This window comes from Pseudomonas sp. IT-P171 (assembly GCF_949767765.1).
Classification (GTDB): Bacteria; Pseudomonadota; Gammaproteobacteria; order Pseudomonadales; family Pseudomonadaceae; genus Aquipseudomonas; species Aquipseudomonas fluorescens_B.
The window spans coordinates 207,663-219,672 of the sequence record NZ_CATKQN010000044.1; the positions used below are offsets into that span (position 1 = coordinate 207,663).

Consider the following 12,010-nt stretch of genomic DNA (forward strand, 5'->3'; position numbering starts at 1 on the left):
CCGTGCCCTGATGATTACTTCTTCTTTTTCGGGGCGATGACCATGATCAGCTGGCGTCCTTCCATCTTAGGATGCTGTTCGACCGAACCGTACTCGAGCAAGTCACCTTCAACTCGCTTGAGGAGTTCCATCCCCAGCTCCTGGTGGGCCATCTCACGGCCGCGGAATCGCAAGGATACCTTGGCCCTGTCCCCATCACTCAGGAAACGTACCAGGTTGCGCAGTTTTACCTGGTAATCCCCTTCCTCCGTCCCTGGACGAAACTTGATTTCTTTAACCTGAATCTGCTTCTGGTTTTTCTTGGCCGCGGCAATCTGCTTCTTCTTCTCGAAGATCGATTTGCCGTAGTCCATCAGTTTGCAAACAGGGGGTACTGCATCGGCGGAAATTTCCACCAAATCCAGTTTGGCCTCTTCAGCCTTAAGAAGCGCGTCTTCAATTGACACAATCCCAAGCTGTTCACCTTCAGCCCCAATTAACCGAACCTCGCGTGCCGAGATATTCTCGTTGATCGGGGCTTTCGGTGCAGCTCGTTTATCTTGTCTCATTTCACGCTTAATAATAATTACTCCGAATCTGGGCGACCACGCCGGGAAACCGCTTGCGCGAGAAACTCAGCGAACTGGGCGACGGGCATCGAGCCCAGGTCAGCACCTTCACGAGTACGCACAGCGACAGTCTGCATCTCGACCTCCCGATCTCCGATAACCAAGAGATAGGGAACCTTGAGCAAAGTATGCTCGCGGATTTTAAAGCCGATCTTTTCATTTCTCAAGTCAGACTTGGCACGAAATCCGCTTTCGTTGAGAGTTTTTTCAACCTCGGCGGCAAAATCGGCCTGTTTGTCAGTGATGTTCATGATCACTGCCTGGGTCGGAGCCAGCCACGCAGGGAATGCACCCTCGTAGTGCTCGATCAGGATGCCGACGAAACGTTCGAAGGATCCGAGGATCGCCCGGTGCAACATCACCGGGTGCTTGCGACTGTTGTCTTCGGAGACGTATTCGGCTCCCAGACGGACAGGCAGGTTAAAATCGAGCTGCAGGGTACCACACTGCCAGACACGACCGAGGCAATCTTTCAGCGAGAACTCGATCTTCGGACCGTAGAACGCACCTTCGCCCGGCTGCAAATCGTACGGCAAGCCAGCGCTGTCAAGGGCTGCAGCCAGTGCAGCTTCGGCGCGATCCCACAGCTCGTCGGAACCGACACGTTTTTCCGGACGAGTGGACAGCTTCATCTCGACATCTTTGAAGCCGAAGTCGGCGTAGACATCCATGGTCAGCTTGATGAACGCGGCGGATTCGGCCTGCATCTGCTCTTCGGTGCAGAAGATGTGCGCGTCATCCTGAGTGAACGCCCGCACACGCATGATGCCGTGCAGCGCACCCGATGGCTCGTTACGGTGGCAGGCACCGAATTCGGCCAGGCGCATCGGCAACTCGCGGTAGCTTTTCAGGCCCTGATTGAACACTTGCACGTGGCAAGGGCAGTTCATCGGCTTGATGGCGTAGTCGCGGTTTTCCGACTGGGTGGTAAACATGTTGTCGGCGTAGTTGGCCCAGTGCCCGGATTTCTCCCACAGGCTGCGGTCAACGACTTGCGGAGTCTTGATCTCCAGGTAGCCGTTGTCGCGCTGAACCTTGCGCATGTACTGCTCGAGCACCTGGTACAACGTCCAGCCGTTCGGGTGCCAGAACACCATGCCCGGCGACTCTTCCTGGGTGTGGAACAGGCCCAGGCGCTTGCCGATCTTGCGGTGATCGCGTTTTTCAGCTTCTTCGATGCGCTGGATGTAAGCCGCCAGCTGCTTCTTGTCAGCCCACGCAGTGCCGTAAACGCGCTGCAATTGCTCGTTCTTGGCATCGCCGCGCCAGTAGGCGCCGGACAACTTGGTCAGTTTGAAGGATTTCAGGAAACGCGTGTTCGGCACGTGCGGACCGCGGCACATGTCGACGTATTCTTCGTGATAGTACAGGCCCATGGCCTGTTCGTTCGGCATGTCCTCGACCAGGCGCAGCTTGTAGTCTTCGCCGCGGGCCTTGAACACTTCGATCACTTCGGCGCGCGGAGTGACTTTCTTGATCACGTCGTAATCTTTTTCGATCAGCTGCTGCATGCGCTGTTCGATGGCAGCCAGGTCGTCCGGAGTGAAGGGACGTTCGAAGGCGATGTCGTAATAGAAGCCTTCGTCGATGACCGGGCCGATGACCATTTTGGCCGTCGGGTACAGCTGCTTGACCGCGTGGCCAACCAGGTGGGCGCAAGAGTGGCGAATGATCTCCAGCCCCTCTTCATCCTTTGGCGTAATGATTTGCAGCGTCGCGTCGGCGCTAATGATGTCACTGGCGTCGACCAGCTTGCCATCGACCTTGCCGGCCACGGTGGCCTTGGCCAGACCTGCACCAATGGATGCGGCGACCTCGGCTACGGAAACCGGGTGATCGAATGAACGTTGACTGCCGTCGGGAAGAGTAATAGTTGGCATGGCGCCTCCTCTCCTAGTGGTGACCCCTACCAAAGGTCACGTGGGTTGGGATGAGCCAGTACAAGATCCGGTCCAGGCCATTCAATGACGAACGCCTGCCTTACAGCGGCAGGAGCCTTGCGGCCAACCGGAAAACCGAACCAGAGTGACTGGGATTCAAATCAGGGTTATTCGAACATCTGCCGCCACCGGGACTGAAGTCATCCGGAGCCTGCAAACGCCCGAGCGAGGCATGCTAGCACAGATGAACGGTCGTCGCGGTGCCGGCTTTTCTGCAAGGGCAAATCAGCTGTTTTTATGCCAGAGTGCTGAACTGAACCCGGTTTTACCCCTCAGATAACAAGACATTGACCCACAAGGAGCATCCCAGCATGCGTCTGAATCGTTTGTTCGCAGTAGTCGCCCCTATCGTCCTGCTGCTGCCACTGGCCGCCCATGCCGATTGGCCGAAGGGCGAGCGCGAGAAATACATGGCTCAATGCACCCAGGCAGCGACTCCGCAGATCGGTGCAGCCGCGGCAAAATCCCACTGCGCTTGTGGCGCCGATGCGATCAAGTCGTACCCGGCCAGCGATCTTCAATCGTTGATGGACAACAAAGCCAGCCCGGAACTGCAACAGAAAGCGCTGGGCCAGATCGCTAAATGCAAAGCCAGTAATGCGACCAAAAAATAAGTCGGAACGAACCCCGCATTCGGTTTTCCGACGGTGAAAAGGTCGTAAAAACCGCTTTTTTCGACAATTTATGCAGGTTTTACAGCTTTTTTTATCGTCTTTACTTTCGGCTGAAAGCCTTTTAAATCGGGGCTTTCAGCCACATCAAGCAACAAAGCAAGCGTGACTGTAGGGCAAACAGCACGTCCGGGGGGCTCCCAAAGCGAACATTTCGACTATGATACCCCGGTGTGCCCAGTTGGCCTGAGCAGCACAGTACTACTGAAAATATATGTTTCTTGGAGATACACCATGTCTAATCGCCAAACCGGCACCGTTAAATGGTTCAACGATGAAAAAGGCTTCGGCTTCATCACTCCTCAAGGTGGCGGTGACGACCTGTTCGTACACTTCAAAGCTATCGAAAGCGACGGTTTCAAAAGCCTGAAAGAAGGCCAGACCGTTTCCTTCGTGGCTGAGAAAGGCCAAAAGGGTATGCAAGCTGCTCAAGTTCGCCCAGAGTAATTTCCAGGCGCACTAAAAAAACCCCGTCCATGTGACGGGGTTTTTTATGGGTGAAGCAAAAGCCTGACGCTGTCAGCCGCAGTTGATGCGCGTGATCACCAGCTTGTCATCGGTGTTCAGGTTCAGGCGATCGGAACGGTACTCCAGGGTCACCATATCGTTAGGCTTGAGGATACGGGCATTCTGTGCACCGGCGCGGATGCGCGCCTGCTCGAGCAGTTCGGGCGAAGCCTTTTTGCCAATGGTGAATTCGGCAGCCTTTGCTTCGCAACGGCTGTGACCGGTATCAGTCGTCGTGACAGGGTCTGTTGCCGATTCGGTGGACGTACTACTGCAACCGGCCAGCAGGCTAGCGGCCAACAAAGTACCCAATGACGCGAGCTTCCAAGGCATGAAGCCTCCTTTTTTCAATAGTTAAGCTGAGATCGTGCGACCGCCAATCTGGCGTTTGGTTTCACAGGCAGCGCTTTCACCCTGCCCTCGATCCGGACAATCGGCGAGTTTGCCTGAGCATTCCCGGTCGTTCACCCCGCAATCGTGACTTTATATGACCTGCGCTCAATAAATGTCGATGTAATCGAACGGTGGCGTTGGCCAGTTGCCTTTCAACGCATTGAAAATCTGCATGACCCAGACTTCGTCACTGGCCGCGACCAATCCCACATACCCGGAGCCTTTGGCCCACGTCTCCAGACGAAACAGGAGACCGTCGATGTCGGTGCCGCCCACGACGCCCGATGAAATGTAAGCGATGCCGCCCTTGGTCACTCGCAATTGGGCGTGCTCATCATCACTGGCAGAGGCTAGCAGCTGGCGCACGGCCTCAAGCGTCAAGCCGTCAGGAGAGTTCAAATCGATCTGCACAGCACGGTCCTTGATAAATCTTCAAAGACCAAGTGTCGCATAGCCCTCCCCTCATGCCTAAGTCGGAGTGCCAAACGTCCGGCAAAATGGTTAACTCACACTCAGACTTTCCCGAATTCACGAGCCCCATCATGACCACCGTAAGCATCGACGCCGACATCAAAGCCAAATGGCCGCAAGGTCATAGTTCATACAGCCCGGGCAGCCCGGAAGAGTTGGCAATCATTGGTATCGATCTATTGGTCAAGGAGCTGGGGACTGAAGCGGCGCAATCCTTCATCGCGCAGGTGTTCGAGAAGTACCCGACCGACTACAAAGGCGCCGAATACAACGAAAGGGAGTGAAACCCGCAGGCGGGCACCTGCGGGTGTGAAACTTACTTCAGACGCGCCAGACGCTGGGTCAGCAGGTCGAAGAAACCCTGAGCGTCGCCGCTTTCAACCCAGAAAGCGTTCTTCGGCGCTTTCAGGCCGTCATACCAGTCGACGATGGTTTGACCGAATGTCGGGCCCTCGTCGCTATCAACCACCACATTGACCGAACGGCCAGTGAACAACTCGGGCTTGAGCAGGTAGGCAATGACCGTAGCGTCATGTACCGGGCCTCCCGGAAGACCGTAGTGCTCCATGTCGCCTTTCACGTATTCGTTGAGAATATCGCCCACCAGCTTGCTGGCGTTGTTGTTCAGCGCGGCGATCTGCTTCAGGCGCGCCTCGCTGGTGAGGATCTTGTGGGTCACGTCCAGGGGCAGATACGTCAGCTTGACGCCACTTTTCAGCACCACTTCCGCCGCTTGCGGGTCAGCGAACAGGTTGAATTCCGCCACCGGGGTGATGTTGCCGCCATTGAAGTGCGCACCACCCATGATCACCACTTCCTTGATGCCCTGAACGATTTCAGGTTCCTGGATCAGCGCCAGGGCCAGGTTGGTCTGTGGACCGAGCATGGCGATGGTGATGCTGTGGGGCTTGGCGGTTTTCAAGGTGTCGATCAGGTAATTGACCGCATTGCCCTTGGCCAGGCCTTTCTTCGGTTCATGCACGGTCACACCTGACAGGCCTTCCTTGCCATGAATGTTCTCGGCATAGATGGGCGTGCGCATCAGCGGCTTCGGCGCACCGGCATACACCGGAACGTCTTCGCGCCCTGCCCACTCGCGGGCCAGCCGCGCATTACGCGAGGTCTTGTCCAGGCGAACGTTACCGGCGACGGTGGTCAGCGCGCGGATGTTCAACTCTTCCGGTGATGCCAGGGCAAACAGCAAGGCCACCACGTCATCGGCACCCGGGTCGGTGTCGATGATCAAGTCGATCTTTTCCGCCGCCTGGGCGCTTGTTGCGGTTATCAAGGACAAAAGCAGCAAACTCCGGAGCAGGTGGTGCAGTTTCTGAGCATAGCGGTGCATGGGCACTCCTTGTGCGTGGGAAAACAGAGAGACAATGGCGAATCAGAACGTGACCCCGGCCACCAGCACGATGTTGCAGTACGGCTGACATTCGCCTGTACGAACAATCGCCCGCGCCTGTCGGCTCAAGACCTTGAATTGGTCATGACTGAGCAACTCACGCTGACCCAGCGCACCTTCGGCATTCAGTTCGTCCAGTGTGGACAGCGCCGACGGTTGCTTGTCCAGGATCTCCTGGGCCAACACGTGGCTTTCGACCTGCATTTCGCTGAGTACGACTTTCAACGTGCTGATGAAATCAGGAATGCCGTGGGTCAGGGCCAGATCGATCAGCTCGACGCCCGGCGGCACCGGCAGACCGGCATCGCCAATCACGACCTTGTCGCCGTGGCCCAGGGAAGCGATCAGTCGCGACAACGCGACGTTGAGCAATGGTGTTTTCTTCATGGTGTTTTAAAGCCCTGTACATCGGACAAATCGGGAATCGAGGGCTGCGCGCCGGCACGGGTCACCGACAGCGCGGCGGCCACCTGGCCGAAACGAATCGCGTCGCCCTCGTTTTTGCCGGCCGCCAACGCGGCGGCGAAACCACCGACAAAGGTGTCGCCTGCCGCCGTGGTATCCACAGCTTTTACCTTTGGCGCCGGAAAGTGTTCGAAGCTTTTGCCATTGGCAAACAGCGAGCCTTGGGCCCCCAGGGTAATGATGACCTTGCCCGCCCCCATGGCAATCAACCGGGTCGCAGCGGTTTCGGCGGTTGCCAGGGAGTCCACCGGCAAACCGCTCAGTGCCGAGGCTTCGCTCTCGTTCGGAATCAGGTAATCGATGGCGGCATACCAGTCTGCCGGCAGTGGACGACTGGCTGGCGCCGGGTTGAGAATCACGGTTTTTCCTAGCTCACGACCGCGCTTGAGCGCATGTCCGACCGTGGCATCCGGCACTTCCAGCTGACAAATGATCACATCTGCCGCCTGCAATACCGCGTCAAAGCGATCGATCACTTCTGGCGTCAGCGCGCCATTGGCACCGGCGACGATAACGATCGCGTTCTGGCTGTTGTCATCCACCACGATCAACGCCACGCCGCTGGCACCGTCGACGGTGCTGACCGCCTGGCAATCGATACGGTCGGCCAACAACGCCCCGCGCAGTTCCTCGCCGTAGGCATCGCTGCCCACGCAACCGACCATCGACACCTGCGCCCCCAGTCGCGCTGCCGCAACCGCCTGATTGGCACCCTTGCCGCCGGAGACTGTGGCAAACGACTCGCCGATCAGCGTTTCACCGCCGCGGGGCAACCGCGACGCGCGGGTCACCAAGTCCATGTTCAGACTGCCTATCACCACTACTTTTGCTGGCATACATCACTACTCATAAATGCTGTTTCAACGGCGCTTTTGATTTAACGGCTTTCCATATTCAACGGAAGTGGTCAAACACACCGGCCAGCGGCGCGGTCGATTCCCGCAGGACGATACTGGGCGTCACGATCCGTTGATCGGTGGCCATGTCCGGTGTGGCGATCCTGCGCAAAAGCACGCCGGCCGCCATCTCGCCGAGTTGCAGGATCGACTGGCCTACGGTGGTCAACGCCGGATAGACATAACGGCTCATCTGGATATCGTCGAAACCGATTACCGACAGCTCGCTCGGCACACGAATATTGCGCTCGGCGGCGGCTCGCAGCACGCCGATGCCGATCATGTCGTTGCCGGCAAAAATCGCGCTGGGCGGGTTCTTCTCCAACAGGATGGCGGCGGCGCTGTAACCGCCGGTGCTGGTGAAATCGCTTTCCAGCATGCGTTCGTCAGGCACTTCGACGCCCGCCTCTTTCAAGGCGCGGCAAAAACCTGCAAGACGCATCTGCGCCACGCTGGTACTGGCAGGCCCGCCAATGGTGGCGATGTCCCGATGCCCCAGTTCCAGAAGGTGTCGGGTCGCCAGATAAGCGCCGTACTCATGATCGATGCGCACCAGATCGGCATTCACCCCTTCCAGCCCGCGGTCGACGATGACCATCGGCGTGCGCACGCCTGCCAGACCTTCTGCCAGCCCCGCGTCGCCACCGGCCGATGCCACGATCAGCCCGTCGATGCGCTTTTCCAGTAGCACGCGCAGGTAGCTGCGCTGCTTTTCCGGGTTGTCGTCGGAGTTGCAGAGGATCACGCAATAGCCATTACGCTCGCAGTAATCCTCGATGCCGCGAGCCAGTTCGGCAAAGTACGGGTTGAGACTGTTGGGCACCAGCAGACCGATGGTCGCCGTGGTCTTGGCCTTCAATGAGCGGGCCACGGCGCTGGGCACGTAGTCGAGAGTTTTGATCGCGGCCTCGACCTTGATCCGCACCTCCTCACTGACCGGCCGGGTCTTGTTCACCACGTGGGACACCGTGGTGTAGGAAATCCCCGCGAGCGCTGCCACATCCTTGATTGTTGCCATGACTCAGGTCCGCCGGCTTGCGCGCTGACTGCGATAGGTATCAAGCACCACCGCCACCACGATGACCGCGCCGGTGATGATGCGTTTGGTCGGTTCGGTTGCGCCGATCTGCGCCAGGCCGGCCGCCAGTACGGAAATGATCAGGACCCCGAAAAAGGTGCTGATGACCGAACCGCGGCCGCCCATCAGGCTGGTTCCGCCGATCACCACGGCGGCAATCACTTGCAGCTCCAGGCCCGACCCGGCATTCGGGTCCGCCGCTTCCAGGCGCGAAATCTGGAACAGCGCGGCGATACCCGCCAGCAGTCCCATCAGGCTGAACACCAGGATCTTGTAGGGCTTTGGATTGATCCCTGCCAGACGTACCGCTTCTTCATTGGTGCCGATGCCGATCAGGTAACGACCGAACACCGTGCGGGTCAACACCGCCTGCGCAATGAAGATGATCAGCAAGGCAATGATGAACGATGGCGAGATACCGAAGGCGATCGGGTTGGACAGCCAGGCAAAGGCATCACCGATGTAGGCCGTGCGCGAACCGGTCATCTGATACGCCACGCCGCGCGCCATTTCCAGCACGCCGAGGGACACGATGAACGACGGAATACGCCAGGCTACGGTGATCGAACCGGTGATGGTCCCGGCCAACGCAGCCGCCGCCATGCCGAGTAGCGCCGCCGGCAGTACGCTCCAGCCCCAGCCGAGAATCGCCACGCTGACCGTCGACGCTGCAAGCGCCAGCACCGAGCCCACCGACAGGTCGATGCCGCCGATGATCAACACGAATGTCATGCCGACCGCGAGCACCATCAAGTCCGGAATCTGGTTGGCGAGTGTGCTGAAGGTGTCGTAAGACAGGAAATGGCTGCTCAGGACAGAGAACAGCGCGACCATCGCCAGCAAGGCACCGGCCAGGCCCAGATAGGTGCCGAGGCCGTAAAAATTGCCACTACGTTTACCGGCGGACGTTGCAGTTTTCATTGAGGGTCCCTAGGCGCTGCTTCATTGAGCAACACATCATGTTTTTGGTAACCGGCGAAAGCGGCGGCAAGCAAGTCATCCTGGGTCCAGCTATCGCGTTCGAACGTCTCGATCAGGCGCCCCGCCGACAGCACGCCGATGCGGTCGCAGATCAGCATCAGTTCGCGCAGGTCGCTGGACACCACCACCAGCGCCTTGCCCTGACGGGTCAGTTCGCCGAGCAGTGCATAGATGTCGAATTTGGCGCCGACGTCGATGCCACGAGTCGGCTCGTCGAACAGCAACACCGAACAATCGCGCTCCAGCCAACGGCCGATCACGACTTTCTGCTGGTTGCCGCCGGACAGCTCCGAGACCAATTGCGTCGGGCTGGAACTGCGGATGCGCATGGCGTCGATCTGACGCTGGGCCAGGGACATCTCGTCACCGGTGTTGACGAAACCACCACTGGAAATCTCTGGCATGTTGCCCAGGGCAATATTCGCGCTGATCGATTGCGTCAGCAGCAAGCCCTCGCCCTTGCGGTCTTCAGTGATCAGGGCAATGCCATGATCAACTGCATCAACCGGTGAACGAATACTCACGACCCGTGCGGGCGATCCCAGTGCGACCGTGCCGCTGTCCGCCGGGTCAGCGCCGAAGATCAGGCGCAGCAACTCGGTACGCCCTGCCCCGATCAAACCGGAAATCCCGAAAATCTCGCCAGCGCGCACTTCGAACGACACGTCGCGCACCTTGTCCGAGCGAGTCAGCCCCTTGACCGTCAACGCCGGAGCGCCAATCTTGCGTGGGCCCATGTCGATGTGTTCACCGAGCTCACGGCCGACCATCAGGGTTACCAGTTGCTCGCTGTTGTAATTGGCCATCGGTTCGACGCAGACCAGATTGCCGTCGCGCAACACCGCAATGCGCTGTGCGACACGGGCCAGCTCTTCGAGGCGGTGCGAGATATAGATGATCGACACGCCGCGCGCCTGCAGACGGGTGATCTGCTCGAACAGCATCTCGACTTCACGGGCCGTCAGCATTGCAGTCGGTTCATCGAGGATCAGCACATGACAATCGCCGATCAGGTTCCGGGCGATTTCGACCATTTGCTGGTGACCGATGCCCAGTTCGCCGACCAAGGTGTCCGGGTCGATCGCGTCGAGCCCAACCTGGGCCATGGCCTCGATCGCGGCCTTGCGCAGTTGCTTGCGACTGATCCAGCCCGCATTGCTGGGCAGGTTGTCGAGAAACAGGTTTTCCGCCACCGACAGGGTCGGCAGCAGATTGAGTTCTTGCATGACCATGCGAATGCCCAGGTCTTCAGCCTGGGTGCGGCTGCCGGGGCGGTAATCCTGACCCTGGAATTGCATCTGGCCGGTGGTCGGCGTGACCAGCCCGCCGATGATCTTCGACAGCGTGCTTTTGCCGGCGCCGTTCTCGCCGGTCAGCGCCAGCACCTCACCACGCATCAACGTCAGGTCGATGCCGGCAAGGACTGGCTGCGCATAGGTCTTACCGATACCGCTGACCGAGAGGACAGCGTTCGGAGCGGAAACTGACATAAGAATCTCCATGTGCTCGCCCGGACGGGCGAGCACCGTTGTATCGCCGGAAGGACTACTTGGTAACCAGCTCTACCGGCGTTTCGATCACACCGTTAGTGCCGCTGTCGACCTTCTCGCCCTTGATGATTTTCAGCGCCGTCTCGATACCGAACACGGCTTGGCGGGCGGCAAACTGGTCAGCGGTAGCCAGGACACGGCCATCCTTGAGCATCGGCTTGATGGCATTGATGTTGTCGTAACCGACCACTTGCACCTTGCCGGCCTTGCCCGCGGCACGGACTGCAGACACGGCGCCTACGGCCATGCTGTCGTTGCCGGCCAGCAGAGCCTTGATGTTCGGGTATTCGCTGAGCATGGACGAGGCAACCTGGTTGCCCTTGTTGATTTCCCAGTCGCCGGATTGCAGGGATACGACCTTGATCTGCGCCGCTTCCATCGCATCCTTGAAGCCGGCAGTACGGGCCTGGGCATTGGTGGTGGTGGACACGCCTTCGATGATGCCGACTTCGTCACCGGCCTTCAGCTGCTTGGCCAGGTATTCACCCACCAACCGCGCGCCTTTGCGGTTGTCCGGACCTACAAACGGGACGGTGATGTTCTTGCTTTTGACGACGGCTGGATCCAGCTGGTTATCGATGTTGATCACGGTGATGCCGGCATCCACCGCTTTCTTGATCACTGGCACCATGGCTTTGGAATCAGCCGGCGCGATGACCAGCGCATTGACCTTGGAGACGATCATCTGCTCGACGATGCGGATCTGGTTGGCCGTGTCCGTTTCGTCCTTGATGCCGTTGGAGATCAGTTCGAAATCGCCGGAGTGGTCTTTCTGGTAGGCCTTGGCGCCGTCTTCCATGGTCAGGAAGAATTCGTTGGCCAGGGATTTCATGACCAGCGCGACTTTGGGTTTTTCAGGGGATTCGGCGAAAGCCGAGGAGACAGGCAACGCGGCGGATGCGGCAGCCAGCATAGCGACAGCGAGAAGACGTCCAGCGAATGGCAGCTTCATGGGTTCACTCCGATCTTATGATTATTCTGAGCAACGCTTGCGCTGGCATAAGCTTCACTGCATTCGCCGAGGAACAAGCCATCGGCGGAGCCG

Annotated in this window: 14 protein-coding genes; 3 read left to right on the forward strand and 11 right to left on the reverse strand. The window is 58.7% G+C overall.

The genetic code is table 11. The features are described from left to right. Positions 1 to 14: 14 nt before the first annotated feature. Together infC and thrS are read right to left on the reverse strand one after the other, a co-directional pair. Complete coding sequence (infC, locus tag ACM6I5_RS20890) at positions 15 to 566, reverse strand: translation initiation factor IF-3 (protein ID WP_172435341.1); 552 nt, start codon at positions 564 to 566, stop codon at positions 15 to 17. After that, positions 566 to 2,488 (reverse strand): threonine--tRNA ligase, encoded by a 1,923-nt coding sequence (thrS, locus tag ACM6I5_RS20895; RefSeq protein ID WP_008023971.1) that lies wholly within the window; start codon positions 2,486 to 2,488, stop codon positions 566 to 568. The genes infC and thrS overlap by 1 nt, the downstream gene beginning before the upstream one ends. A gap of 371 nt (positions 2,489 to 2,859) precedes the next feature. On the opposite strand from thrS, the gene ACM6I5_RS20900 reads away from it, so the two are divergent. Together ACM6I5_RS20900 and ACM6I5_RS20905 are read left to right on the forward strand one after the other, a co-directional pair. Beyond that, a complete protein-coding gene (locus ACM6I5_RS20900) occupies positions 2,860 to 3,162 on the forward strand; it encodes a hypothetical protein (RefSeq protein WP_414884593.1) in 303 nt (100 codons plus the stop codon). A gap of 291 nt (positions 3,163 to 3,453) precedes the next feature. Beyond that, positions 3,454 to 3,666 carry a cold-shock protein gene (locus tag ACM6I5_RS20905; RefSeq protein ID WP_003179963.1) on the forward strand — a complete coding sequence of 71 codons (213 nt, stop codon included), beginning with the start codon at positions 3,454 to 3,456 and terminating at the stop codon, positions 3,664 to 3,666. A 72-nt stretch (positions 3,667 to 3,738) separates the two neighbouring features. Here the strand turns inward: ACM6I5_RS20905 and ACM6I5_RS20910 are convergent, their stop codons facing one another. Next, entirely contained in the window at positions 3,739 to 4,059 is a 321-nt protein-coding gene (locus tag ACM6I5_RS20910; RefSeq protein ID WP_414878725.1) for an I78 family peptidase inhibitor, read from the reverse strand. A gap of 165 nt (positions 4,060 to 4,224) precedes the next feature. Then, positions 4,225 to 4,530, reverse strand: a complete 306-nt coding sequence (locus ACM6I5_RS20915; protein ID WP_017337670.1) for a hypothetical protein — start codon at positions 4,528 to 4,530, stop codon at positions 4,225 to 4,227. Between the two features lie 131 nt (positions 4,531 to 4,661). Here ACM6I5_RS20915 and ACM6I5_RS20920 point away from each other — a divergent pair, with 131 nt between their 5' ends. Continuing rightward, entirely contained in the window at positions 4,662 to 4,874 is a 213-nt protein-coding gene (locus ACM6I5_RS20920; protein WP_017337669.1) for a hypothetical protein, read from the forward strand. Between the two features lie 32 nt (positions 4,875 to 4,906). Here ACM6I5_RS20920 and ACM6I5_RS20925 read toward each other — a convergent pair whose 3' ends face one another. From ACM6I5_RS20925 to ACM6I5_RS20955, 7 genes are read right to left on the reverse strand one after another with little or no spacing between them, the layout of a single operon-like run. Further along, the gene (locus ACM6I5_RS20925; RefSeq protein WP_414884594.1) at positions 4,907 to 5,935 is read right to left on the reverse strand and encodes a nucleoside hydrolase; all 1,029 of its coding nucleotides are present in this window, start codon (positions 5,933 to 5,935) and stop codon (positions 4,907 to 4,909) included. A 42-nt stretch (positions 5,936 to 5,977) separates the two neighbouring features. Further along, positions 5,978 to 6,382, reverse strand: coding sequence for a D-ribose pyranase (gene rbsD, locus ACM6I5_RS20930; RefSeq protein ID WP_017337667.1), 405 nt, complete (start codon positions 6,380 to 6,382; stop codon positions 5,978 to 5,980). Beyond that, entirely contained in the window at positions 6,379 to 7,296 is a 918-nt protein-coding gene (gene rbsK, locus ACM6I5_RS20935) for a ribokinase (protein ID WP_017337666.1), read from the reverse strand. The genes rbsD and rbsK overlap by 4 nt, the downstream gene beginning before the upstream one ends. Before the next feature lie 58 nt (positions 7,297 to 7,354). Beyond that, on the reverse strand, positions 7,355 to 8,374 hold the full coding sequence (locus ACM6I5_RS20940; RefSeq protein WP_017337665.1) for a LacI family DNA-binding transcriptional regulator: 1,020 nt from the start codon (positions 8,372 to 8,374) through the stop codon (positions 7,355 to 7,357). A gap of 3 nt (positions 8,375 to 8,377) precedes the next feature. After that, positions 8,378 to 9,355, reverse strand: coding sequence for an ABC transporter permease (locus tag ACM6I5_RS20945; protein ID WP_008028232.1), 978 nt, complete (start codon positions 9,353 to 9,355; stop codon positions 8,378 to 8,380). Continuing rightward, positions 9,352 to 10,905, reverse strand: coding sequence for a sugar ABC transporter ATP-binding protein (locus ACM6I5_RS20950; protein ID WP_414884595.1), 1,554 nt, complete (start codon positions 10,903 to 10,905; stop codon positions 9,352 to 9,354). Before ACM6I5_RS20950 ends, ACM6I5_RS20945 begins: the two co-directional genes overlap by 4 nt. 55 nt (positions 10,906 to 10,960) lie before the next feature. After that, complete coding sequence (locus ACM6I5_RS20955; protein ID WP_084317971.1) at positions 10,961 to 11,917, reverse strand: sugar ABC transporter substrate-binding protein; 957 nt, start codon at positions 11,915 to 11,917, stop codon at positions 10,961 to 10,963. Between the last annotated feature and the right edge of the window lie 93 nt (positions 11,918 to 12,010).

Excerpts from the sequence above, each read along its gene's own strand:
- thrS (WP_008023971.1), bottom strand. The coding sequence starts at position 2,488 with ATGCCAACTATTACTCTTCCCGACGGCAGTCAACGTTCATTCGATCAC.
- ACM6I5_RS20920 (WP_017337669.1), top strand. The coding sequence starts at position 4,662 with ATGACCACCGTAAGCATCGACGCCGACATCAAAGCCAAATGGCCGCAA.
- ACM6I5_RS20900 (WP_414884593.1), top strand. The coding sequence starts at position 2,860 with ATGCGTCTGAATCGTTTGTTCGCAGTAGTCGCCCCTATCGTCCTGCTG.
- ACM6I5_RS20925 (WP_414884594.1), bottom strand. The coding sequence starts at position 5,935 with ATGCACCGCTATGCTCAGAAACTGCACCACCTGCTCCGGAGTTTGCTG.
- ACM6I5_RS20955 (WP_084317971.1), bottom strand. The coding sequence starts at position 11,917 with ATGAAGCTGCCATTCGCTGGACGTCTTCTCGCTGTCGCTATGCTGGCT.
- ACM6I5_RS20910 (WP_414878725.1), bottom strand. The coding sequence starts at position 4,059 with ATGCCTTGGAAGCTCGCGTCATTGGGTACTTTGTTGGCCGCTAGCCTG.
- ACM6I5_RS20905 (WP_003179963.1), top strand. The coding sequence starts at position 3,454 with ATGTCTAATCGCCAAACCGGCACCGTTAAATGGTTCAACGATGAAAAA.
- rbsK (WP_017337666.1), bottom strand. The coding sequence starts at position 7,296 with ATGCCAGCAAAAGTAGTGGTGATAGGCAGTCTGAACATGGACTTGGTG.
- rbsD (WP_017337667.1), bottom strand. The coding sequence starts at position 6,382 with ATGAAGAAAACACCATTGCTCAACGTCGCGTTGTCGCGACTGATCGCT.
- ACM6I5_RS20940 (WP_017337665.1), bottom strand. The coding sequence starts at position 8,374 with ATGGCAACAATCAAGGATGTGGCAGCGCTCGCGGGGATTTCCTACACC.
- ACM6I5_RS20950 (WP_414884595.1), bottom strand. The coding sequence starts at position 10,905 with ATGTCAGTTTCCGCTCCGAACGCTGTCCTCTCGGTCAGCGGTATCGGT.
- ACM6I5_RS20945 (WP_008028232.1), bottom strand. The coding sequence starts at position 9,355 with ATGAAAACTGCAACGTCCGCCGGTAAACGTAGTGGCAATTTTTACGGC.